22 protein-coding genes are annotated in these 24,556 nt (G+C 45.1%); 10 read left to right on the plus strand and 12 right to left on the minus strand.

Annotated elements, in window-relative coordinates:
- Positions 1 to 33 precede the first annotated feature (33 nt).
- Positions 34 to 387, plus strand: a complete 354-nt coding sequence (rplS, locus tag L0991_00420) for a 50S ribosomal protein L19 (GenBank protein XGB62550.1) — start codon at positions 34 to 36, stop codon at positions 385 to 387.
- 344 nt (positions 388 to 731) lie between these two features.
- On the opposite strand, the gene yacG is transcribed toward rplS, so the two are convergent.
- From yacG to nadC, 8 genes are all read right to left on the minus strand, one after another.
- Positions 732 to 929: a DNA gyrase inhibitor YacG gene (gene yacG / locus L0991_00425; GenBank protein ID XGB62551.1), complete on the minus strand. Its 198-nt coding sequence runs from the start codon at positions 927 to 929 to the stop codon at positions 732 to 734.
- 79 nt (positions 930 to 1,008) lie between these two features.
- Complete coding sequence (zapD, locus tag L0991_00430; protein ID XGB62552.1) at positions 1,009 to 1,749, minus strand: cell division protein ZapD; 741 nt, start codon at positions 1,747 to 1,749, stop codon at positions 1,009 to 1,011.
- 26 nt (positions 1,750 to 1,775) lie between these two features.
- Positions 1,776 to 2,390 (minus strand): dephospho-CoA kinase, encoded by a 615-nt coding sequence (coaE, locus tag L0991_00435; GenBank protein ID XGB62553.1) that lies wholly within the window; start codon positions 2,388 to 2,390, stop codon positions 1,776 to 1,778.
- 2 nt (positions 2,391 to 2,392) lie between these two features.
- Complete coding sequence (locus tag L0991_00440; GenBank protein XGB62554.1) at positions 2,393 to 3,262, minus strand: A24 family peptidase; 870 nt, start codon at positions 3,260 to 3,262, stop codon at positions 2,393 to 2,395.
- Positions 3,263 to 3,328: 66 nt separating this feature from the next.
- A complete protein-coding gene (locus L0991_00445; GenBank protein XGB62555.1) occupies positions 3,329 to 4,558 on the minus strand; it encodes a type II secretion system F family protein in 1,230 nt (409 codons plus the stop codon).
- Positions 4,559 to 4,573: 15 nt separating this feature from the next.
- Entirely contained in the window at positions 4,574 to 6,259 is a 1,686-nt protein-coding gene (pilB, locus tag L0991_00450) for a type IV-A pilus assembly ATPase PilB (GenBank protein ID XGB62556.1), read from the minus strand.
- 5 nt (positions 6,260 to 6,264) lie between these two features.
- Positions 6,265 to 6,735 carry a pilin gene (locus L0991_00455; protein ID XGB62557.1) on the minus strand — a complete coding sequence of 157 codons (471 nt, stop codon included), beginning with the start codon at positions 6,733 to 6,735 and terminating at the stop codon, positions 6,265 to 6,267.
- A 254-nt stretch (positions 6,736 to 6,989) separates the two neighbouring features.
- Entirely contained in the window at positions 6,990 to 7,880 is an 891-nt protein-coding gene (gene nadC / locus L0991_00460) for a carboxylating nicotinate-nucleotide diphosphorylase (protein ID XGB62558.1), read from the minus strand.
- Positions 7,881 to 7,963: 83 nt separating this feature from the next.
- Between nadC and ampD the strand changes: the two genes are divergently transcribed.
- The 5 genes from ampD to lpdA all read left to right on the plus strand — a co-directional run bounded on the left by ampD (position 7,964) and on the right by lpdA (position 16,123).
- Positions 7,964 to 8,563: a 1,6-anhydro-N-acetylmuramyl-L-alanine amidase AmpD gene (gene ampD / locus L0991_00465; GenBank protein XGB62559.1), complete on the plus strand. Its 600-nt coding sequence runs from the start codon at positions 7,964 to 7,966 to the stop codon at positions 8,561 to 8,563.
- A 482-nt stretch (positions 8,564 to 9,045) separates the two neighbouring features.
- Positions 9,046 to 9,807 carry a pyruvate dehydrogenase complex transcriptional repressor PdhR gene (gene pdhR / locus L0991_00470; protein ID XGB62560.1) on the plus strand — a complete coding sequence of 254 codons (762 nt, stop codon included), beginning with the start codon at positions 9,046 to 9,048 and terminating at the stop codon, positions 9,805 to 9,807.
- Between the two features lie 62 nt (positions 9,808 to 9,869).
- Positions 9,870 to 12,533, plus strand: coding sequence for a pyruvate dehydrogenase (acetyl-transferring), homodimeric type (gene aceE / locus L0991_00475; GenBank protein XGB62561.1), 2,664 nt, complete (start codon positions 9,870 to 9,872; stop codon positions 12,531 to 12,533).
- A gap of 30 nt (positions 12,534 to 12,563) precedes the next feature.
- The gene (gene aceF, locus L0991_00480) at positions 12,564 to 14,453 is read left to right on the plus strand and encodes a pyruvate dehydrogenase complex dihydrolipoyllysine-residue acetyltransferase (protein XGB62562.1); all 1,890 of its coding nucleotides are present in this window, start codon (positions 12,564 to 12,566) and stop codon (positions 14,451 to 14,453) included.
- Between the two features lie 239 nt (positions 14,454 to 14,692).
- On the plus strand, positions 14,693 to 16,123 hold the full coding sequence (gene lpdA / locus L0991_00485) for a dihydrolipoyl dehydrogenase (GenBank protein ID XGB62563.1): 1,431 nt from the start codon (positions 14,693 to 14,695) through the stop codon (positions 16,121 to 16,123).
- A 470-nt stretch (positions 16,124 to 16,593) separates the two neighbouring features.
- On the opposite strand, the gene L0991_00490 is transcribed toward lpdA, so the two are convergent.
- Positions 16,594 to 17,199 (minus strand): TetR/AcrR family transcriptional regulator, encoded by a 606-nt coding sequence (locus L0991_00490; protein ID XGB62564.1) that lies wholly within the window; start codon positions 17,197 to 17,199, stop codon positions 16,594 to 16,596.
- A gap of 337 nt (positions 17,200 to 17,536) precedes the next feature.
- Here L0991_00490 and hpt point away from each other — a divergent pair, with 337 nt between their 5' ends.
- The gene (hpt, locus tag L0991_00495; protein ID XGB62565.1) at positions 17,537 to 18,067 is read left to right on the plus strand and encodes a hypoxanthine phosphoribosyltransferase; all 531 of its coding nucleotides are present in this window, start codon (positions 17,537 to 17,539) and stop codon (positions 18,065 to 18,067) included.
- Positions 18,068 to 18,138: 71 nt separating this feature from the next.
- Here the strand turns inward: hpt and can are convergent, their stop codons facing one another.
- Positions 18,139 to 18,807: a carbonate dehydratase gene (gene can, locus L0991_00500; GenBank protein XGB62566.1), complete on the minus strand. Its 669-nt coding sequence runs from the start codon at positions 18,805 to 18,807 to the stop codon at positions 18,139 to 18,141.
- Positions 18,808 to 19,093: 286 nt separating this feature from the next.
- On the opposite strand from can, the gene L0991_00505 reads away from it, so the two are divergent.
- The 3 genes from L0991_00505 (at position 19,094) to L0991_00515 (ending at position 22,741) form a co-directional block, all read left to right on the plus strand.
- Positions 19,094 to 20,725, plus strand: coding sequence for a SulP family inorganic anion transporter (locus L0991_00505; protein XGB63827.1), 1,632 nt, complete (start codon positions 19,094 to 19,096; stop codon positions 20,723 to 20,725).
- Positions 20,726 to 21,051: 326 nt separating this feature from the next.
- Positions 21,052 to 21,969: an ABC transporter ATP-binding protein gene (locus L0991_00510; protein XGB62567.1), complete on the plus strand. Its 918-nt coding sequence runs from the start codon at positions 21,052 to 21,054 to the stop codon at positions 21,967 to 21,969.
- Between the two features lies 1 nt (position 21,970).
- On the plus strand, positions 21,971 to 22,741 hold the full coding sequence (locus L0991_00515; GenBank protein XGB62568.1) for an ABC transporter permease: 771 nt from the start codon (positions 21,971 to 21,973) through the stop codon (positions 22,739 to 22,741).
- Positions 22,742 to 22,846: 105 nt separating this feature from the next.
- Here L0991_00515 and panC read toward each other — a convergent pair whose 3' ends face one another.
- Both panC and panB read right to left on the minus strand, forming a co-directional pair.
- Positions 22,847 to 23,737, minus strand: coding sequence for a pantoate--beta-alanine ligase (panC, locus tag L0991_00520; protein XGB62569.1), 891 nt, complete (start codon positions 23,735 to 23,737; stop codon positions 22,847 to 22,849).
- Between the two features lie 8 nt (positions 23,738 to 23,745).
- On the minus strand, positions 23,746 to 24,540 hold the full coding sequence (panB, locus tag L0991_00525; protein ID XGB62570.1) for a 3-methyl-2-oxobutanoate hydroxymethyltransferase: 795 nt from the start codon (positions 24,538 to 24,540) through the stop codon (positions 23,746 to 23,748).
- Positions 24,541 to 24,556 lie beyond the last annotated feature (16 nt).

The following is a 24,556-nucleotide window of genomic DNA, read 5'->3' on the forward strand; positions in this document are numbered from 1 at the left end:
TTTAGTATCAGTTTATTCTAGGAATTTATACAAATGAGCAACATCATTAAGGCTCTTGAAGAAGAGCAACTAAAATCAGACCTTCCTAAATTCGCACCAGGTGACACTGTTGTAGTTCAGGTTAAGGTAAAAGAAGGTGACCGTGAGCGTCTACAGGCTTTCGAAGGCGTAGTAATCGCTATTCGTAACCGTGGTCTTCACTCTGCATTCACAGTTCGTAAGATCTCGAACGGTGAAGGTGTAGAGCGTGCGTTCCAAACTCACTCTCCAATGGTTGATAGCATCGAAGTTAAACGCCGTGGTGCAGTACGTCGTGCCAAGTTGTACTACCTACGTGAGCGTTCTGGTAAGTCTGCTCGTATTAAAGAGAAGCTTGCTAAGAAGTAATTCTTTTTGCATTCTATCGATAAAAGCGGAGCCATTTGGCTCCGCTTTTTTGTGCCTGCTATTTAGAGCTTTGAAAGTAAGAGATCCCCAACTCGTTCGTCCCTCACTCTTGAGGGGGATGGGGAGGTTTGAGTTACTGATTTAGTGAATGAAACTAGATGAACTGATACTAGGACTACTTTGGCCGTCATTCCCTAGACTGACGAAGGAAGGAGTAGGGAATCTCTTTTGGTAAACACCAAACTAGCGGACATAAAAAAGGATTGACGCAAACGCCAACCCTTCAATCATTTTTCCGAATCTCGAATCTCGAATCTCGAATCTCGAATCTCGAATCTCGAATCTTAGTACTGGTCTTCTGACCAACCATCGCTATCAGACATATCCGGTGCGCCAGCGATGCTGTTCTCTTCGTCTGCCCATTCACCGAAATCAATCATCTGACATTGCTTGCTGCAAAACGGACGGTGTGGGCTCTGTTCACCCCACTCAACATCAGTCTGACATTGTGGGCATTTAACGATGGTGATTTTGTTCGACATAGTGATTCTTAATTAGAGGGGTAATAAAACTGAGTTTAGGCTCAAGTGATCACTCAAGCCAAACGCTAAAGGGAATTAATTAGGTGCAGATAGCCAGCTCAAATTCGATATCTTGAGTACAGGCTTGGCCTGTTTCAAAACTCATGAACTTAACAGCAAAGCGGTTTTTGTGTCCTGAGATCATCGGGTAGGCACCGTATTGCATTGGAATGGATAGGCGAAGGATATTCGCTTCTTCAGCATCGCTCTGGAAGAAGCCAGCACGAGCGATTTGTTCTTTGAAGTGGCCTGTTTCTCGAGTTAGCTTTAACCATAGCGTTAACGCTTCATACAGAGGCTGTAGGCTATCCATCCACGCTTTGGCATCTCTCATTCTCTTATCAAGAGGGAGGTGTAACCAATAATGCAGTGCTGGTAAGTCAAAGCAGCACGAGCCGCCTGGCAGATTAAAGCGTTGGCGAATTGCACTAAGGAAGCGGTCTTCCTTAAGTGATTGGCCAAAACGCTCTGCGTGCATTAAGTCACGATAGATGTTGCCAATGTCATTGAGCAATGACGTAAGCATCTCTTGATCGACACCTTCAACGTCTAACCAGCTTTTGTAGGTGACACGTTGCTTCTCAAGATCTTTTGCAAGTTCGCTCTTGAGTTGGATCTGCTCGAAGATTTCAATCAGATCGAAGATAGAGCGGAAAAAGAGTTGATACTGTTGAGCATCGGAAAATGTAGAAGACAGGTGTAGCTGCCTCAAGAGCGATTCCACTCTTAGGTAGATGCGTGTTTTCTCATTTAGAGGATGTTCAAATTTGTGGGTGATCATCGAGCAAGCCTTCATTCAACATAGTTCTATTCTGACCCATCTACTGTACTGATTGCCAGATACTTTTTATGTAAATCTGTGATTTGCGGCAAAAGTTCTTGGTTTTTAGTATGGTTTTTAATCACGTCATCTGCAACTGCCAAACGTTGTTCTCTTGAAGCTTGTGATTTCAAAATTGATGCAACTTGTTCCCTAGAAACATTGTCTCGGTTCATCGTTCGTTCAATCTGCACTTCTGTAGGCACATCAACAATTAATACGCGATCCGTCATGCCTTGCATCTGGTTTTCAACCAATAGAGGTGCGACTAATAAACCATAGGGAGAGGTGACTTTAGACAGGTCACTGTCAATTTTGTCTCGGATCATGGGATGAAGAAGATCATTGAGCCATTGCTTTTGAGCTGGGTTTGAGAAGATCAGCTCGCGTAGCTTAGCTCGATTGAGCGTGCCATCTTCAAGCAAGATAGCCTCGCCAAAGTGTTTGGTAATCTGCTTTAGCCCTTCACTACCCAGAGCGACCACTTCACGTGCTACGATATCGGCGTCGACAATATCAATGCCAAAGTGTTCGTTGAATAGGTTAGCGACAGTTGTTTTACCACTGGCGATACCGCCACTTAATCCGATAATGATTGCCATGGTTACATTCCTAGTACTGAAGTGAAATACCAACCCATGATGTCGTTACCCCACATCAAACTCACCCAGCCGGCAATTGCAAGGTAAGGGCCGAATGGAAAGGCTTTATCGATGCCTTGCTGTTTCAAGCGTAGCTGAATCAACCCAAACACCAGTCCAACGAGTGAAGACAATAGGATGATCATTGGTAGGTGCTGCCAACCAAGCCATGCACCAAGTGCGGCCAGTAACTTGAAGTCACCGTAACCCATGCCTTCTTTGCCTGTCAGCAGTTTAAAAAGCCAGTACACTGACCATAATGCGAGGTAGCCAGCCATGGCGCCGACTACAGAGTCTTGAAGCGATACTGGGCTAATACTAAATAGGGCTAAAGCGATACCAGACCAAACTAACGGTAAGGTAATTTGATCAGGCAATAGCATGGTGTCGAGGTCGATGAAAGTCGCGGTAATCAATGCAAAGGTAAAAAATATCAGTGCAATAGCGTAAAAGCTGAAACCAAAGTGACTCGCGACAACTGTGCAAAGTATTGCAGTCAGCAGTTCAACCAAAGGGTAGCGAATGCTGATAGGGGTAGCACAACTGTGACACTTGCCCTTCAAGAATAACCAGCTTAACACAGGGATATTGTCGATGATTCTTAATTGAGTGTCGCACTTAGGGCAGGTTGAGCGAGGAACACTGAGGTTGAATTTTCCTTCTGGCGCGGGAATTTTATATTGGGAGAAATACTCCGAGCACTCTTGTTGCCACTCACGTTCCATCATAATTGGTAAACGATGTATGACGACGTTAAGGAAGCTGCCAATCAGAAGACTAAAAATGAATGCTAATACGGGGAATAGCCAAGGATAGTAGTGAAATACTTCCATAGTGTCCTTTACCACTTAATCAAGGTGAGTAGAGGTTTCTACTCATGGGTGTTTAGTTGCTTTTGGCTATCCTAACACACTCATAAGATTAAAGATCGGTAAGTACATCGCAACCACAAGACCACCCACGACGGATCCTAAAAATACAATGATCAGCGGCTCTAATATTTTGCCCAAATTGTCGACGGTATTGTCTACTTCAAACTCATAAATCGAGGCGACTTTGTTGAGCATTTCATCAAGGTTTCCTGACTCTTCGCCAATCATCACCATCTGCAACATCATCTCAGGGAACGCATTGGTATTGCGCATAGCAATATACATAGGGATGCCCGCAGCGGTTTCACGATGTACTTCAATAATTGCCGATTCGTAGTGCAGGTTGCCTGCGGTTTTGGCCGTGGTTTTTAGGCTCATGAGAATGGGGATACCAGAACCGAAACTGGTTGATAGTGTTCGGCTGAACTTGGCAATGGAGGCTTTGGCCATGACACCGCCTAGAATTGGAAACCTTAACCCTAAGCGGCTGGTAGATAATCGAATCGAGTAGGAGCGCTGACAGAGTTGATAGATTACTAAGGCGGCCAACCCAGCACCTACAAACGTGTAAAAGCTGTATGCCTGCATCCAATGAGAAAGCTCAAGTACTTGCTGAGTAAACCAAGGGAGGTCGGCACCAAAGCCCGAAAACATCGACTCAAACTCAGGAATCACCATGGTCAGCATTAAATAAGAGACTGTCAGTGCGACAGTGATCACCATTGCAGGATAGATGAGCGCTTTAATGACCTTAGATTTGAGCTGTTCACTCTTCTCTCGATATGTCGCTAGGCGTTCAAATACTTGTGCGAGGTTACCCGAGAGTTCACCCGTTGCAACTAAATCGGTATAGAGGTCATCAAAGTGACGACTCGCGGTTCGCATCGCTTTGGAGATAGGTGTACCAGCTTCGACACCTTTACAGATGTGTGACAGGATAGATTTCATTTCAGCTTTGCGATGGTTATCTGAGACCAATTTAATGGCCTGCACAATTGGGACTCCGGTTCCTAGCATGGTCGCAAGCTGGCGGGTCAACACGGTGATGTCCTTAGACTTAACTCGATGGGTTAAGCGCGTTAGTGCCGAAATACTTTTCTTTTTGATTTTCTTGATCTGGATATGCTGATCTTTGAGCTTTTCACGCACCTCTAATTCAGTAAGCGCTAAGGTCTGCCCTGACACTTTTTTGCCAGAGCTATTGATGCCTTTCCAGTGGTAGCTTTTTAATTGTGATTGCTTAGGTTTATTGATCATTGAAGCTCCAATGGACTATAGGTACAGAACTCGTTGTAGTTCTTGATAGCTGGTGGTGCCTTCGAGTAGCTTGCCTAATCCTGATTCTTGCAGTGTGCGCATTCCTTCTCGGCGAGCGAGGTCTTCTATCTCCAGTGCATTCGGTTTGCTGATAAGGCTATTTTTGAGTTTGTCGGTGAATGGCATCACCTCATAAATACCGACACGTCCTGAATAACCTTGATTGCACTCGTTACACCCTTGTGGGTTGGCCTTGTAAATGATTTTGCTGTTGGGGATTGAGTGGCGCAGAAAGATGTCTGGAGAGTCGTCAACGGTTTTGCACTGATTGCACAAGCGTCTTGCCAGTCGTTGGGCAATGATTAAGCTCAATGATGAGGCTAGATTAAAGGGCTCAATCCCCATATGAGCGAGTCGGGTCACCGTTTCTGCGGCAGAGTTGGTATGAAGAGTCGAAAGCACCAAGTGACCGGTTTGCGATGCTTTGATGGCGATCTCTGCAGTTTCTAAATCTCGAATCTCACCGACCATCACCACATCCGGATCTTGTCGTAAAAACGAGCGCAGGGCTTCAGCGAATCCAAACCCAATCTTTGGCATTACTTGCACTTGGTTGATACCACACAGATTAATCTCTACCGGATCTTCTGCGGTGGAGATATTACGTTCTGTAGTGTTCAATACTCGAAGGCCGGTATAAAGCGAGACGGTTTTTCCGCTGCCAGTGGGGCCTGTCATTAAGATCATTCCTTGTGGGCGTTTGAGTGCATTCAGGTAGAGGGCTTTTTGATCGTCGCTGTACCCGAGCTTGTCGATATCGAGATTAGCCGCGCTGCTATCAAGCAGTCGCAGTACGATCTTCTCGCCCCACAAGGTTGGCAATGTGGAGACGCGCATGTCTATCGCTAACTCATCATTCAGGCGAAGTTTTATTCGTCCGTCTTGAGGTAAGCGACGCTCGGCGATATCCAGTTTGGCGAGAATTTTTAAACGGGCAGACAAACGTCGGCTCAAGTGAGAAGCTGGTTGCTGGATTTCAACCAATATGCCGTCACAACGCAGGCGAACACGGTAGTGCTCTTCGTAAGGTTCAAAATGGATATCGGACGCGCCTTTACGTACCGCATCGACCAGTATTTGGTTGATAAAACGGCTAACCGGAGAGTCGTCTTGGCTGAGGTCTTCAATCGAAGCGAGCTCGTCGTCAGACACTTCAACCAAGTTAGCCAGTTCATCTTGGGTGATCTCTTTGCGTTTGGAGTCTTGCCCTGAAATTGAGCGTCCATATAGCTTGCGTATCGCACCTTCCAGTTCTGAGTAATTGGCGACTGCCAGTTCTATCTGCAGGCCGGTAGCAAAACGAAAATCATCTTCAGCTCGTAAGTCGGTTGGGTCGGCGGAAGCAAGTGTGAGCGTCGAGTTAGAGACTGAAATCGGAATTGCACGGTATTTGGTGATCAGCTCGCGAAGCCCTAATTGGTCACACAAATCTTCATAATCTGTGTTGCTCAATTGAACTAACGGCAAGCCAAAGATGGCTTGTATATTGTTTGCTAGGGAGTCACCAGTGAAGAGATCAAGGACGAGCAAAGCTTCAGGTGTTGAAATACCTGAAGCTTGTACATGTTCCGCCACTGCTTGTTCTTGAGTCAGGCTAAGTAAATCAGCCTGACGGAGAATTGTAGGGAGGTTGGTGAGCATATAGTTTAAGGAGCTGACGGAGTGCAGGTTTTCGGAAGAATTGAATCATTTGCTGTTATATCAGTTGAGCTACATGACCATGAACCATCTGTAGTTCTTGAGAGCGTAAGGTTTTTTCCTGCAACAAGAGCGCTCGCTCCGCTGGCGACGGTTACAAAGGTAAAATCTATACTTCCGGTTGCACCACTAGTGGTAAAACCAACGGAACCTAAAGGCATTGATGGCACACCTAAATCACTTGGCGTTTGACCTGTTTCAGAGTCATCTGGAAATGTTCCATTTTCAACAGCAAAAGCTTCTATGTTTGTTTTCGCTCCAGTAAGCGTTGCTAAAACTGAAGCAACCTCGCTTTTCGCAACATATTTTTGATATTGAGGCATAGCTATTGCGGAAAGAACTCCGATTACCGCCACCACAATCATCAATTCAATTAGCGTAAAGCCTTTTTGGTTCGTTCTTTTGTTCTTGTTATTCATTCTTTTCATTCCATTGTTTAGTTTGTTTCAGTGCAAGCACAAGATGGTAGAGAGAATAGAAGTCGAGATAGGGAAGTGGAATGGTGTTCAGGTATGGTCGCGAGTGGTTTTGAATTTATTGAATAGCTGTTGCATATAGCACGCAAATTTATGCGATCAACTTAAATAACGGTTTGAAATACTGATAATTAAGGCAATAAAAAAGGCACTGCTATCAACAGTGCCTTTATAGAAACTATTTACTATTCAGTAAATTACGCTTTGAATCTCATTGATAGGTCCATTGCTTTTAAGTGCTTGGTTAAAGCGCCGACTGAGATGTAATCAACACCCGTTTCAGCGAACTCAGCGATGGTGTCTAACGTCACGTTACCAGAGTTTTCTAGTGCAGCACGGCCAGCGTTGATCTTCACTGCTTCACGCATCATGTCAGTGGTGAAGTTGTCTAGCATGATGATGTCTGCGCCCGCGTTGATAGCTTGCTCTAGCTCTTCTAGGCTCTCAGTTTCCACTTCAACAGGCTTACCTGGGTTAAGCTCTTTTGCTGTTGAGATAGCTTTTTCAATACCACCACATGCGATGATGTGGTTTTCTTTGATTAGGTAGGCATCGAAAACACCGATACGGTGGTTGAAACCGCCGCCACAAGCCACAGCGTATTTTAGTGCACTACGCAGGCCTGGGATGGTTTTGCGCGTATCTAGCAGACGGCACTCTGTGTGTTTGATTTTGTCAGCATAGATAGCGGTTGTTGTCGCACAGCCAGATAGCGTTTGAATGAAGTTCATTGCGTTACGCTCACCAGTTAATAGTGCGCGCGCTGGACCGGTTAGGGTACAAAGCGTTTGGTTTGGTTCAACCTTATCGCCATCTTCTACGTTCCACTCGATAGTCACTTCACCGCCTAGCTGTTTAAACACCTCATCAGCCCATGCTTTACCACAGAATACGCCGTGCTCACGAGTGATGATGGTTGCGCTGTTGATAGCGTCAGCTGGGATTAGACTTGCCGTAATATCAGCTGCTGGATCTAACGTACCGCCAAGATCTTCTTTGATTGTTTCTGCGACTGCACGAGTGATCTCGAGAGGCAGCTGCTCTTTTAAGTAGTCAAGGCGTTGGTGGCTGTTATGTGTGTTTTTCATCGCAAATCTAATCTTGAAAGGGAGTGGGAATGGAATGATACTCTTGCTTAACTTCAAATTAAAGAGGCTAGCGTGACTGCTCCATGGGCAAGGTCACAATCTACTGTGCTAGCAAAAAAGAAAGCGAGACCAAGATGACGATCTGCTCTAAAGGATGGTACGAATACGCTCGGCATGTTCCTTCCCCGTATTTTGACGCTCGGCCGAGTGTCGATGATATCTCTCTGCTGGTGGTCCACAATATTAGCCTGCCACCGGGGCAATTTGGTGGGCCTTATATCGAGCAGTTCTTTACGGGTAATCTCGATCCAGCGGAACACCCGTTTTTTAAAGTGATTCATCAAATGGGTGTATCGGCTCACTGCTTGATTCGCCGCGATGGTGAAGTGGTGCAGTTCGTTTCTTTCCTTGACAGGGCTTGGCACGCAGGCCAATCGAGCTTTGCTGGCCGTGAAAGGTGTAATGATTACTCTATTGGTATTGAATTAGAGGGCAGCGACTTTGTGGCCTACACAGAGCAGCAGTATCAAGCCTTGACTGAGCTAACTGAAACGCTGGTATCAAGCTTTCCTCAGATCACTAATGAACGTATCACTGGTCATCAATACATAGCACCTTTACGCAAAACAGACCCGGGTTTGGTCTTTGATTGGACAAAATTCAAAGGCAAATTACGCTTCTAATTCCTGATGTTCTTCATGGCTCTGCCAATTACAGAGCCTTGCTTAATCAACGCTTAGCATAACCACTTGTGAATTTTTGTTGTTGCAATGTAAAGAAAGTGGTTGGCGGGTGTGCGTCAATAATTCGAGAGTGTGACGAGCTTATCAAACACCTAGATATTAAAGCTTGTGAACAGAATTCCCTCCCAAATGTGCGCTTGGTTCGATTTTTGACCGACTTAGGCTAATCTTTCTGAAACAATTCATTTTTATCCTGAAACTTTCTAGCACGAATACTCCCCAAAAGTATTAGCGCTGTAAATGGTAAGACCAATTTGGTTGCTGTTTTAAATTTCATTTGTTAAATCGTGGTTAACTCACACTGCGTTCTATGATGCAGGTCAATTTTACGCTGGACAGTGGCGTTTTAATTATGTTAATTTCTGCCCAACTTAAAATTGGTATTACCAATTGTCAGCGAAGAAAAAGAAGAACAACAAACTATGGCTTATCAAAGGATTCGTCAGCCAAAACTCTCCGATGTGATCGAACAAGAGTTAGAAAGGTTGATTGTGGAAGGAACACTGGCTCCAGGGCAGCAACTGCCGCCTGAGCGCGAACTGGCGAAACAGTTCGATGTGTCTCGTCCTTCAATCCGAGAAGCGATACAACGTTTAGAAGCAAAACGCTTGCTTACTCGCCGTCAAGGTGGAGGTACGTTTGTTAGCGAAAATATCTGGAAAAGCTTTTCAGATCCTTTGCTTAATTTGTTGTCATCCCATTCTGAAACCCAACTAGACTTGTTGGAATCGCGTCATGCGATGGAAGGGATTTCGGCTTACTTCGCGGCATTGCGTGGCACTGATGAAGACTTTGCTCGTATTCAAGCATGCCAAGAAAAAATTCACGGCGCGCAAGATAAGGGTGATATTGAAGCCGAATCTGCAGCGGTGATGGCTTTCCTTATTGCTTTAACAGAGGCAGCACACAATGTGGTGTTATTGCACATTGTTCGTAGCTTGGCTCCGTTACTCGAACAAAACGTCTTGGAAAATTTAAAGCTGTTGCATCGTCGTAAAGACGTTGTGGAGAAAGTGAGTATACATCGAGCTAATATCGTAGATGCGATCGTTTCTGGCCAGCCTGAGAAGGCGCGTGAAATGTCACACTCTCATTTAGCTTACATCGAAGAAACATTGCTGGATTTGACGAAGGAAGAGTCGCGCCGCGAACGTTCTCTACGTCGAATTCAACAGGGTAAATAGCCGTAATACTTCGGCTTTTTACGTGTTTAGTAGAATCCAACTAACAAAAAGGATAGATCGCCATGTCTGACATGAAGCATGACGTTGATGCTCTGGAAACTCAAGATTGGTTAGAAGCTCTTGAGTCAGTAGTACGTGAAGAAGGTGTAGAACGTGCACAGTTTTTACTAGAACAAGTTCTAGATAAAGCGCGTTTAGATGGCGTTGATATGGCTACAGGTATCAACACAAACTACATCAACACAATTCCAGCAGCGCAAGAGCCAGCTTACCCTGGTGACGTAACTCTTGAGCGTCGTATTCGTTCGATTATTCGCTGGAACGCAATCATGATCGTATTGCGTGCTTCTAAGAAAGACCTAGACCTAGGTGGTCACATGGCTTCTTACCAGTCAGCAGCAGCGTTCTACGAAGTTTGTTTCAACCACTTCTTCCGTGCTCCAAACGAGACGGACGGTGGCGATCTAGTTTACTACCAAGGTCACATCTCTCCTGGTATCTACTCTCGTGCATTCGTTGAAGGTCGTCTAACTGAAGAGCAGCTAGATAACTTCCGTCAAGAAGTTGATGGTAAAGGTATCCCTTCTTACCCGCACCCTAAACTAATGCCTGAATTCTGGCAGTTCCCTACAGTATCTATGGGTCTAGGTCCGATCTCTGCGATCTACCAAGCTCGTTTCCTTAAGTACCTAGAAGGCCGTGGTCTTAAAGATACTTCTGCTCAACGTGTATACGCTTTCCTAGGCGACGGTGAGATGGATGAGCCAGAATCACGTGGTGCTATCTCTTTCGCTGCGCGTGAGAAGCTAGACAACCTATGTTTCCTAATCAACTGTAACCTACAGCGTCTAGACGGCCCTGTAATGGGTAACGGTAGCATCATCCAAGAACTTGAAGGCCTATTCAAAGGTGCAGGTTGGAACGTTGTTAAAGTTATCTGGGGTAGCAACTGGGATTCTCTACTAGCTAAAGACACTACTGGTAAGCTTCTTCAACTAATGAACGAAACTATCGATGGTGACTACCAGACATTCAAATCTAAAGATGGCGCATACGTACGTGAGCACTTCTTTGGTAAGTACCCAGAAACAGCTGCACTAGTTGCAGACATGACTGACGACCAAATCTTCGAACTGAAGCGTGGTGGTCACGATTCTTCTAAACTGTTCGCTGCATTCAACAATGCAAAAGAGACAGGTGGCAAGCCAACAGTAATCCTAGCTAAGACAGTTAAAGGTTACGGCATGGGTGAAGCTGCAGAAGGTAAGAACATCGCACACGGTGTTAAGAAGATGGACATGACTCACGTACAATACCTACGTGACCGTCTAGGCCTACAAGACATCCTTTCTGATGAGAAAGTGTCTGAGCTACCTTACTTGAAACTGGAAGAAGGTTCTGCTGAATACGAATACCTACATGCTCGTCGTAAAGCCCTACAAGGTTACACGCCAGCACGTCTGCCAAAATTCACTCAAGAATTCAAAGTACCAGAGCTAGAAGAGTTTGCTCCTCTACTAGGTGCACAGAAGCGTGAAATTTCAACGACTATGGCTTACGTACGTACGCTAAACATCCTACTGAAAGACAAGAACATCGGTAAGAACATCGTTCCTATCATCTGTGATGAAGCTCGTACATTCGGTATGGAAGGTCTATTCCGTCAGGTTGGTATCTACAACCCACACGGTCAAGAATACACACCTGAAGATAAAGGCATCGTTTCTTACTACAAAGAAGCTACATCTGGCCAAGTTCTTCAAGAAGGTATCAATGAGCTAGGTTCTATGGCTTCATGGGTTGCAGCGGCAACTTCATACAGCACGAACGACCTACCAATGATCCCGTTCTACATCTACTACTCTATGTTCGGTTTCCAACGTATTGGCGACATGGCATGGCTAGCAGGTGACCAACAAGCTCGTGGCTTCCTACTAGGTGCTACAGCTGGTCGTACAACACTGAACGGTGAAGGTCTACAGCACGAAGATGGTCACTCGCACATCCAAGCGAACACTATCCCGAACTGTATCTCTTACGACCCAACATTCGCTTACGAGCTAGCAGTAATCATGCAAGACGGTATCCGTCGCATGTACGGTCCTGAGCAAGAGAACGTTTACTACTACCTAACAGTAATGAACGAGAACTACGCAATGCCAGCAATGCCAGAAGGCGCTGAAGAAGGCATCCGTAAGGGTATCTACAAGCTTGAGTCTCACGAAGGTGCTAAGGGCAAAGTTCAACTAATGAGCTCTGGTACTATCATGAACGAAGCGCGTAAAGCTGCAGTAATTCTAAGCGAAGAGTACGGCATCGCATCTGACGTGTTCTCTGTAACATCGTTCAACGAACTAACTCGTGACGGCCAAGCGGTAGAGCGTGACAACATGCTTCACCCAGAAGCTGAAGAGAAAGTACCGTACATCACAACTGTACTTGGTAAAGAACCTGCAATCGCAGTGACTGACTACATGAAGAACTACGCTGAGCAAGTACGTGCTTACATGCCAAGCGAGTCTTACAAAGTACTTGGTACTGATGGTTTCGGCCGCTCTGACAGCCGTGCAAACCTACGTCGTCACTTCGAAGTTAACGCTGGCTACATCGTAGTTGCAGCTCTAACTGAACTGGCTAAACGTGGTGATATCGAGAAATCTGTAGTTGTTGAAGCAATTGCTAAATTCGATATCGACACTGAAAAAACAAACCCACAATACGCTTAATACAGCGCTTAACTAGAAGGTAAATAAGCAATGGCAATCGAAATTAATGTACCTGATATCGGTGCGGATGAGGTTGAAGTTACTGAGATTCTTGTAAGCGTTGGCGACAAGGTTGAAGAAGAACAGTCTCTGATCACTGTTGAAGGCGACAAAGCTTCTATGGAAGTTCCAGCGTCTCAAGCAGGTATCGTTAAAGAAATCAAAGTAGCTGAAGGCGATTCAGTTTCTACTGGTTCTCTAATCATGATTTTCGAAGCCGAGGGTGCAGCTGAAGCTGCACCTGCTCCAGCAGCAGAGGCAGCTCCAGTAGCAGCTCCTGCAGCGGCAGCAGCGGTAGAACTGAAAGAAGTTCACGTTCCAGATATCGGTGGCGACGAAGTAGAAGTTACTGAGATCATGGTTGCTATCGGTGATTCAGTAGAAGAAGAGCAATCTCTTCTAACTGTTGAAGGTGACAAGGCTTCAATGGAAGTTCCTGCCCCATTCGCTGGTATCGTTAAAGAAATCAAGATCGCTTCTGGTGACTCAGTTTCTACTGGTTCTCTAGTAATGGTATTCGAAGTTGCTGGTTCAGCACCTGCAGCAGCTCCTGCTCCAGCGGCGGCAGCACCAGTTGCAGCGGCTCCAGCAGCATCAGCTGAAAAAGAAGTAAACGTTCCAGATATCGGCGGTGACGAAGTAGAAGTTACTGAAGTAATGGTAGCGGTTGGCGATACAGTAGAAGAAGAGCAATCTCTAATTACTGTTGAAGGCGATAAAGCTTCAATGGAAGTTCCTGCACCATTCGCTGGTACAGTTAAAGAGATCAAGATTGCAGCTGGCGACAAAGTGTCAACTGGCTCTCTAATCATGACTTTCGTTGTTGAAGGCGCAGCTCCTGCTCCTGTTGCAGCACCTGCACAAGCAGCAGCTCCAGCGGCGGCACCTGCACCTAAAGCTCCAGCGGCAGCAGCTCCTGCAGCAACAGACGACTTCCAAGAAAACGGTGAGTACGCACACGCGTCTCCAGTTGTACGTCGTCTAGCTCGTGAGTTCGGTGTAAACCTAGCGAAAGTTAAAGGTACTGGTCGTAAGAGCCGTGTACTAAAAGAAGACGTTCAGTCTTACGTTAAAGATGCACTTAAGCGTCTAGAGTCTGGTGCTGCAGCATCTGGCAAAGGCGGTGACGGCTCTGCTCTTGGTCTACTACCATGGCCAAAAGTTGACTTCAGCAAGTTCGGCGAAACTGAAGTTCAGAAGCTTTCTAAGATCAAGAAGATCTCTGGTGCAAACCTACACCGTAACTGGGTAATGATCCCTCACGTTACACAGTGGGATAACGCAGACATCACTGAGCTAGAAGCATTCCGTAAAGAGCAGAACGCAATCGAAGCTAAGAAAGACACTGGCATGAAGATCACTCCTCTTGTGTTCATCATGAAAGCTGTTGCTAAAGCACTAGAAGCGTTCCCAGCGTTTAACTCTTCTCTTTCTGAAGATGGCGAAAGCATCATTCTTAAGAAGTACGTAAACGTAGGTATCGCAGTAGATACTCCAAACGGTCTAGTTGTTCCTGTATTCAAAGACGTGAACAAGAAAGGCATCTACGAGCTATCTGAAGAGCTAATGGTTGTGTCTAAGAAGGCACGTGCTGGTAAGCTAACTGCAGCTGACATGCAAGGCGGTTGTTTCACAATCTCTAGCCTTGGTGGTATCGGCGGTACTGCATTTACGCCAATCGTAAACGCTCCAGAAGTAGGTATCCTAGGTGTATCTAAGTCTGAAATGAAGCCAGTGTGGAACGGTAAAGAGTTCGAACCACGCCTACAACTTCCACTATCTCTATCATACGACCACCGTGTGATCGATGGTGCTGAAGGTGCACGCTTCATTACTTTCCTAAACAGCGCACTATCTGACATTCGTCGTCTAGTACTGTAATTGAGAAAGTAAATATTAAGGTGGCTTTCGGGTCACCTTAATTCTTTATACAAAGTATTTTTTAGAGAACAGTTCCCGCTTTTCTCATAAAGCGAAAGGGAAGTGTTGTCTAGCTCACAGGCTAACTTAAAGCTACTTTCACACTGTTAACATCTCTGTAAAATGTTGGCTGTTTGAAAGCCCAATAATTTAAGAACATCTACTCAGCCTGTTAGGGATAATGACTACAAGAGGTCACAATGAGCAAAGAAATTAAAGCCCAAGTTGTTGTACTTGGTTCAGGTCCTGCTGGTTACTCAGCTGCATTCCGTTGTGCGGATTTAGGTCTAGAAACAGTACTAGTTGAACGTTACAGCACTCTTGGTGGTGTATGTCTAAACGTTGGTTGTATTCCATCGAAAGCACTTCTTCACGTTTCTAAAGTAATTGAAGAAGCGAAAGCGATGGCAGAGCACGGCGTTGTATTCGGCGAGCCACAAACGGACATCAGCAAGATCCGCATCTGGAAAGAAAAAGTCGTAGACCAACTAACAGGCGGTCTTGGCGGTATGGCTAAGATGCGTAACGTAACGGTTGTTAACGGTTTCGGTAAGTTCACTGGTCCTAACAGCATCCTAGTTGAAGGCGAAGGCGAAGCAACAACAGTTAACTTCGACAACGCAATCATCGCTGCAGGCTCTCGCCCAATTAAACTGCCATTCATCCCACATGAAGACCCACGTATTTGGGATTCTACGGATGCACTTGAGCTGAAAGAAGTTCCTGAAAAACTACTTATCATGGGCGGTGGTATCATCGGTCTTGAAATGGGTACGGTTTACCACTCTCTAGGTTCTAAAGTAGACGTAGTTGAGATGTTTGACCAAGTTATCCCTGCTGCGGACAAAGACATCGTTAAAGTTTTCACTAAGCGTATCAAGAACAAGTTCAAGCTAATGCTTGAAACTAAAGTTACTGCAGTTGAAGCGAAAGAAGACGGTATCTACGTTTCAATGGAAGGCAAGAAAGCACCAGCTGAAGCTGAGCGTTACGATGCAGTTCTTGTTGCTATCGGTCGTGTTCCAAACGGTGCACTTATCGACGCTGAAAAAGCAGGTATCGAAGTTGACGAGCGTGGTTTCATCAACGTTGATAAGCAAATGCGTACAAACGTTCCTCACATCCACGCGATCGGTGACGTTGTTGGTCAACCAATGCTTGCTCACAAAGGTGTGCATGAAGGTCACGTAGCTGCTGAAGTTATCTCTGGTAAGAAGCACTACTTCGACCCTAAAGTAATCCCATCAATTGCGTACACTGAGCCAGAAGTTGCTTGGGTAGGTAAGACTGAGAAAGAAGCGAAAGCTGAAGGCATCAACTACGAAGTTGCTACTTTCCCTTGGGCTGCTTCTGGTCGTGCAATCGCTTCTGACTGTGCAGACGGTATGACTAAGATGATCTTCGATAAAGAGACTCATCGCGTAATCGGTGGTGCTGTTGTTGGTACTAACGGTGGTGAACTTCTTGGTGAAATCGGCCTAGCAATCGAAATGGGTTGTGACGCAGAAGATATCGCACTTACTATCCACGCTCACCCAACTCTACACGAGTCTGTTGGTCTAGCTGCGGAAGTATTCGAAGGTTCAATCACTGACCTTCCAAACAAAAAAGCAGTGAAAAAGAAGAAGTAATTCTCCTTTAGCCACTCGCTAATGTTTTTAAAAGCCGCTGATTCGTCAGCGGTTTTTTTATGCGTCATTATAAGTGAGTTATTTTTCTGCAAGAGATCCCCAACTCGCTCGTCCCTCGCTCTTGAGAATGACGGAGTGAGATGTCGAAGTTTGTGTTTTGGTGATTCTTGAGTGTGAGAGAGCTTAAGTTCAGTATTCCCGCCATTCCCCAAACTGATGAGGGAGAGAAGAGGTAATCTCTGGCTTGAATAGGTGATTTGTTTCTTCGACGGTGAAGTGCAGAGGTTCTTTATATTCGTCATTCCCTAGACTGACGAAGGAGGGAGTAGGGAATCTCTTTCAACCAATAGCTATCTGCTCGTAACAAAAAAGGATTGACGCAAACGCCAACCCTTTCAATAGTTTCACTCGAATCTCGAATCTCGAATCTCGAATCTCGAATCTCGAATCTCGAATCTCGAATCTCGAATCTACTTATAGATACACAACATGTTTAAGTAGCTGTCAGTAAGTTTAGACAGTTCTTCATTGGTATCGACACGTTTCGCTTGGATGAATAGCGAGTAGCAGATGCCGTGGAATAGATTCGCAAGATGTTTAGGATCGTGATCGTCACAAACTTCGCCGCGCTCAATCGCTTTACTAAACATGTTTTGTACCAACATTTGGTTAGTGCGGTTTGTTGTTACGAACAGTGGCCATACTTCATCGCGCGTCGATGCGCTCCATTCGAACCATACGTTCAACCAGTGGCTGTCTTGAGCGACTAGTGTCACCATTTCAGTCGCAATATTATGTAGGTTTTGTTTTGCGTGAATATCTAGATCGATATTGTCTGAAAGGAAGTTCGAGAATTGACGGACAACATGATTTAGCACTTCATCAACCAGATCTTCACGAGTAGGGAAGTAGTTAAATACAGTTGCTACAGATACCTGAGCGATATCCGCAATGTCAGCGTGACCACCACGGCCAATGCCGCGACGAGAGAATACTTCAAGCGCGATTTCCATCAGCTGAAGTTTTCTTTTTAAAGGTGAAAGCCTAGTTCTAGGTCTCTTAGATATTGAGTCCATTTTATTTTCCTTGCCAACGATTTTTTTATATTAATGATTTTATTATTATTTAAGCCAAGATGAGTGTAATGGTGCATATGCCAATGGTCAATCCTTTGAGCTTATTTAATAGACAGTTACATCAAACTTGATCCATAAAGCGTGATCCACATTGATGTGAAAGAAGGCGACTATCAGACAAGGCACAAGTGCACATTTCGTTGATAATATGACAGTAAATTCGAACCATAAGGTGGTGTGGGTATTTGAGCAGTGCTAGACTTACGCACAAAATTGAGCGGCGCTAATGGCAAAACTGTCTACACTTGTCGCAATCACCAAACAAAATGAGAGCAGTATGAAGCATACAGTTGAAGTCATGATCTCTGAGCAGGAAGTTCAGGATCGAGTGAACGAACTAGGCAAACAGATCACGGAACACTACAAAGGCAGTGAAGATCTAGTTTTGGTTGGCTTATTACGTGGATCGTTTGTCTTTATGGCGGATCTTGCTCGTGCTATCGATTTAACTCACCAAGTAGATTTCATGACCGCGTCTAGCTACGGCAACAGCATGGAAAGCTCGCGTGATGTTCGTATCTTGAAAGACCTGGATGACGATATCCAAGGTAAAGACGTTCTGCTTGTAGAAGACATCATCGATACTGGTAACACACTGACTAAGGTAAAAGAGATTTTGAGCCTACGTGGCCCTAAATCTATCGAGATCTGTACACTACTAGACAAGCCTTCACGTCGTGAAGTTGAAGTTGATACTAAGTGGATTGGTTTCGAAATCCCAGACGAGTTCGTTGTTGGTGTTGGTATCGACTACGCTCAAAAATACCGTCACCTGCCATACATTGGTAAAGTGGTACCGCAAGAGTAATCACTATACTTGCCGACACAAGACATTAAAAAGCCCGCTTGATGCGGGCTTTTTGTATTTGATAGAGGTAATTAGCCTTGTTGACTAAGAAGAGGCGTCGTTAAGATTTTATTTAATGCCTCAATGTGGCTACTCTCTAATGTGTCGATACTTGAGCAACGTACGCCAAGGTCTTGTAACTTGCCATCGCCAATGCCGTAAACCACACCGTGGATCTCAACCTCTTGGCCGCGTTCCCATGCGCTTTGCATAATGGTTGAGTTACCTAGGTTGTAAACTTGCTCTGCGACGTTAATCTCACAAAGCTTATCACCCCACTGCTCGCGTGGAAGTGCTTCGATTTCTTTGCGGTATTTTAGGTAGTTATCACGAATGTGAAGTAGCCAGTTGTTGATAAGGCCTAGTTTCGGGTTATCAATTGCCGCATTAACACCGCCACAACCGTAGTGACCACAAACAATAATGTGTTTCACTTTAAGTACATCCACTGCGTACTGAACGACAGATAGGCAGTTTAGGTCGGTATGAACCACTTGGTTGGCCACGTTTCGGTGAACAAACAGTTCTCCAGAATATAAGCCAGTTAGGCGCTCGGCTGGAACTCGGCTATCTGAACAGCCTATCCATAGAAAACCTGGGCTTTGACCCTCTTCAAGCGTTGTAAAATACTCAGGTCTTTCAGAGCGAATTTCTTCAGACCATTTGGAATTGTTCTCAAAAAGCTGTTTTATTTCTGGCATCTTGCTTCTTACATCCCTCAATTAAGATGCTTCACTATACACAATGTTACAAATTCAATCTCGTAAAAACTGCGTCAAAATGTACTCATCTGACGTGTTCTAGTACGGAAAATCATAAACTTAGCTCACTATCAATGATCCGGTTATAAGACATGAATAATGTGATTGAATTAACACTTTCTGAACACTTGATACATTTGTTAAAGTGATAAGGTTTGTCATTTCATCATCAGGAAGGTGTGTTTTGTTTGGAAGTCGTTTTACGGATATCAATCTAAAAGGGGATATGTTTGGTGGTGTGACTACAGCCATCATCTCGCTACCTTTAGCGTTGGCATTTGGTGTTGCTTCTGGCGCGGGTGCTGAAGCTGGTTTGTGGGGCGCCATTATGGTTGGCCTATTTGCAGCATTGTTTGGTGGTTCGAGCAGTTTGATTTCTGAACCTACCGGCCCGATGACGGTGATCATGACTGCCGTAATGACGAGTATGGTGGCTAAATATCCTGAAACGGGCATGGCCATGACCTTTACTGTCGTGATGATGGCTGGTGCATTTCAGATATTACTTGGCACGTTAAAGCTAGGAAAATACGTTACTTTGATGCCATATAGCGTGATCTCCGGGTTTATGTCGGGTATTGGCGTTATTTTGATCATCTTGCAGCTGTCTCCATTGTTAGGACATGCAGCTCCATCCGGTGGTGTAATGGGCACGCTCTCTGCTTTGCCTGATACGCTAGCAAACTTAAAAGTGAGTGAGCTATTTCTAGGTGCACTGACACTCGGTATTCTGTTTGGCTTCCCGGCTAAGTATCGTAAATATGTACCGGCGCAATTGGTCGCGTTAGTGGCCGTCACTCTGTTGTCCGTTATCTTCTTCGATACCGATTCTATTCGCCGTATTGGTGAAATCCCAGCAGGTCTACCTTCTCTTGTTGTCCCTACTATCAGCGCTGAACAATTCACGACTATGGTTATCGATGCCTTGGTACTTGGTACATTAGGTTGTATTGATACGCTTTTGACCGCTGTTATTGGGGACTCATTGACTCGTAAAGAGCATGACTCTGATAAAGAGCTGCGTGGTCAAGGTATTGCAAATATGCTTTCGGGCTTGTTTGGTGCGTTGCCAGGTGCAGGGGCGACCATGGGTACCGTGACCAATATTCAGGTAGGCGCGCGCTCTCCGCTTTCCGGTGTGATTCGAGCTCTAGTATTAGCGCTTGTAGTATTGGTTGCAGGTGGATTAACCGAGCCTATTCCTATGGCTGTGCTGGCTGGTATTGCGATGTACGTCGGCTTCAACATTCTTGATTGGAGTTTCATTCAGCGTGCACACAAGGTCAGTTATGCTGGTATGGGCGTGATGTACGGTGTAATGCTATTGACCGTATTCGTTGACCTGATCATCGCGGTTGGACTCGGTGTATTTATCTCGAATATTCTGATCATTGAAAGGCTAAGTCGCGAGCAAGCAAGACAAGTTAAAGCCATTAGTGATGGGGACGATGAAGACGATATTCCATTGACTGATAGTGAACGCCAACTGCTTGATAATGCTAATGGCAAAGTGTTGTTCTTCTATCTATCAGGGCCGATGATCTTCAGTGTCTCAAAGGCAATTTCACGTCAGCACTCGAGTATTTCTGATTACGAAGCGATGATTTTAGACTTAACCGATGTACCTATGATTGATGTTACGGTTGGTCTTGCGCTAGAGAATGCGATCAAAGATGCGCTAGACGCACAGTGTGAGGTGTACTTGCTGTGTCCTAACGAGAATACGCGTCAACAGCTGGAGAAGTTCCACGTAATTGATTTAGTACCGGAATCGAACACATATCGTTTCCGTTATGAAGCTCTGACAGCTGCAACTAGCTACGTTGAGAGAGACGAGCACCAATTTGAATCGGTTTAATACTCTTATTAACTTACTGTGATTGAACAATAGTAATCAATGTTGGTTATGAACTGAAAATAATGGGAAGTACCGCTAAGTGAATGTCTTAGCGGTATTTTTTTATTTGTGATACACGAAATAGAGCTTTATGCAGCCTTAGCTCTTTTAAGTTTTATAACGAAACCGCTAATCGATATTTGTATTCATCGTCATTCAACGATAAACTTGTGTGTAAAATGGCCGCGTACATTATCTTGAGCTAGTTCAACTGGTTCATTTCAGGTTTCGTTCTCTTCATCCTGTCCGGCTAACCACACTATTTATAGCAAATGGCAATCATCTCTATGTATGCATTAGAAATCGAGCAATTAAGAAAAACTTATGCTGGTGGCTTTGAGGCACTTAAAGGCATCAGTTTACAGGTAGCAAAAGGTGACTTTTACGCGCTACTTGGTCCAAATGGTGCGGGCAAGTCCACCACCATTGGTGTTATCTCTTCATTAGTAAACAAAACCTCTGGCAAGGTTAAGGTATTTGGCTACGACATTGATACCGATCTTGAGCTAGCAAAGCAGAACTTAGGCTTAGTTCCTCAAGAGTTTAACTTCAACCCATTTGAAACGGTTGAGCAGATCGTTTTGCAGCAAGCGGGTTACTACGGTGTACCTAAAGCACTGGCAAAAGAACGAGCGAAAAAATACCTATCTCAACTCGATTTGTGGGAAAAACGCGGCGAACGTGCGCGTAACTTGTCTGGTGGTATGAAACGCCGCTTGATGATCGCGCGTGCGTTGATGCATGAGCCACAGCTGCTTATCCTTGATGAACCTACGGCAGGTGTTGATATTGAATTGCGCCGTTCGATGTGGGAGTTCCTCAAAGAGATCAATGAGAAGCAGGGCATTACCATTATCTTGACCACGCACTACTTAGAAGAAGCGGAAATGTTGTGTCGCAACATCGGCATAATTAATCGTGGTGAGTTGATTGAGAATACCACCATGAAGGCGTTACTAGGTAAGCTAAGTGCGGAAACCTTTATCCTTGATCTTGAGGAGGGAGCTGTACAGCCTAAGTTAGAAGGCGTAAATAACCAAGTCTTAGTGAATGGCTCTTTAGAGATCGAAATTGATAAGAACCTAGGTTTGAACACCATCTTTGCTCAGTTGAGTGAGCAGAATGTGAAAGTCCTCTCGATGCGTAACAAAGCCAACCGTCTAGAAGAACTGTTTGTAAGCATCGTGCGTGAGGGGAGTAAATAATATGTACAGCCTATATTGGACTGCTTTTCGCAGCTTACTGACCAAAGAGATCAACCGTTTTACTCGTATTTGGGTGCAAACGCTGGTTCCACCTGCGATTACTATGACGCTCTACTTCATCATCTTCGGTAACCTGATTGGTGCACGAATCGGTGAAATGAACGGCTTTAGCTACATGGAATACATAGTGCCGGGTCTGATCATGATGTCGGTAATCACTAACTCGTACTCGAATGTGGCTTCATCATTTTTTAGTGCCAAATTCCAAAAGAACATTGAAGAACTGTTGGTTGCGCCTGTACCGAACTATGTGATTATTGCTGGTTTCGTGATGGGTGGTGTGGTGCGCGGCCTATTGGTCGGTACTATCGTGACCTTTGTTTCTCTGTTCTTCGTTGATCTTCAAGTTGATCACTGGGGCGTGATCATTGCGACCGTTTTCTTAACGTCAGTGGTATTTGCGTTAGGTGGCCTTATCAACGCGGTATTTGCACGCACTTTTGATGATATCTCAATTATCCCCACCTTCATTCTGACGCCGCTTACTTATCTTGGTGGTGTGTTCTACTCGATTAGCCTGTTGCCTGAGTTTTGGCAAGGTGTGTCGAAGTTGAACCCGATTGTCTACATGGTGAATGCGTTTAGATATGGCTTCTTGGGTGTGTCTGACGTGGGTATTGTGACGTCGTTTGGTGTTCTAGGCGTGTTTATCGTTGTGCTGTATGGCATTGCACATTACCTAGTGACTAAGGGTATTGGCTTACGCAGTTAACTCCAACACCTACTGAATCGCAGGCAAAGAAAAAGGTCGATATTACATCGACCTTTTTGGTTTCTTTCATTTGCGCTTTTGCTTTGTGTCTAGAGAAGAACGCAATTACTCAGCGGTTTCTTCTTTCACTTCTTCTTTGGTTTCCGTTACCAAGTCGAGAACTTGGTTGTCGATAAGACGCGTCTTACCTAAGAAAGCCGACATAAGAATCACAGCTTGAGTGGATTCTGAAGTGATGGCTTGCAGAGTCTTAGCATCACAGATGAAGATTTCATCTGGCTGTAGGTCTGCTGCACGAAGCTGGTCTGTCGCATCTTCAATCACAGATGCGTAGTCATCACGTCCACCGCGAATCGCACTGCTGATCCAACGCATAGTGCGTGCTAGAACAGGTGCACGTTGGCGCTCATCAATAGTGAGATTGCTATTGCGAGAGCTCATCGCTAAACCGTCCATTTCACGAACCGTCGCAACGCCTACAATTTCAATGTCTAACGCTAAGTCAGTTGTCATTTGGCGAATTACAGCAAGTTGCTGGAAGTCTTTCTCGCCGAAGCATGCAAAATCTGGCTGAACGATGTTAAACAGCTTAGTGACAATCGTCGCAACGCCACGGAAGTGACCCGGACGAGACGCACCTTCCAACATGTGAGATAACCCTGGTACTTCAACAAACGTCTGTTTGTCTAGACCATCTGGGTACATCACTTCAGGCGTTGGGGTAAATACCAGTTCAACGCCTTCGCCAGTTAGTTTGCTTAAATCAGCCTCTAATGTGCGAGGGTAGTTGTTCAGGTCATCAGCACGATCAAACTGCATCGGGTTAACAAAGATGCTTACCACGACGATGTCTGCTAGTTCACGAGCCTTCTTTACCAGAGTAAGGTGGCCTTCATGCAGGTTTCCCATAGTCGGTACAAAAGCAACCGTACGTCCATCACGCTTAAACTGTTTAATCTGCTCACGAAGAGCCGCTATTTCAGCAAAAGTTTGCATACTTACTCCTAAGCGATTGTATGAGCATCATCAGGGAAGCGTGCGCTCTCTACTTCTTCTTTGTATAGAGCTACTGCTTTGCGCATGTCACCTGTTTCTGCTAGGAAGTTCTTAGAGAACTTCGGCATGTAGTTCGCAGAAATACCGAACATGTCATGCATAACCAGGATCTGACCGTCGGTAACATTACCTGCACCAATACCAATAACTGGCACGTGACAAGCTTCTGTAATTCGTTTTGCCAATGAAGCTGGTACACATTCAAGTAGAACGATTTGAGCACCTGCGTTTTGTAGCGCTAGTGCGTCAGCAACCATTTTATCAGCTTGGTCGTCATCGCGGCCTTGAATCTTGTAACCACCAAAGATGTTCACAGATTGTGGCGTTAAGCCTAAGTGTGCACATACTGGTACTGCGCGTTCTGTTAGCATCTTCACAGTATCAACCAACCAGCTTCCGCCTTCGATTTTTACCATGTTCGCGCCAGCACGCATCAAGGTAGCTGCGCTCTCACAAGCTTGCTCTGGAGTCGCGTAGCTCATGAAAGGCATATCAGCCATAAGAAGACAGTTAGGGCTACCAGCACGCACAGAGCGAGTGTGGTAAGCAATGTCTTCAACGCTTACTGGCAATGTGTCGTTATGGCCTTGTAGAACCATACCTAGTGAATCACCGACAAGCAGAACAGGCATCTCTTGGCTTTCGAATAGCTGAGCAAAGCTCGCATCGTAAGCTGTTGACGTCGCGAATTTACGGCCTTCACGTTTACACTTGATCAGGTCGTTAATGGTTACTTTTTTCATTGGTTTTCCTTAATGC

The sequence above is a fragment of the Vibrio chagasii genome (assembly GCA_041879415.1).
Classification (GTDB): Bacteria; Pseudomonadota; Gammaproteobacteria; order Enterobacterales; family Vibrionaceae; genus Vibrio.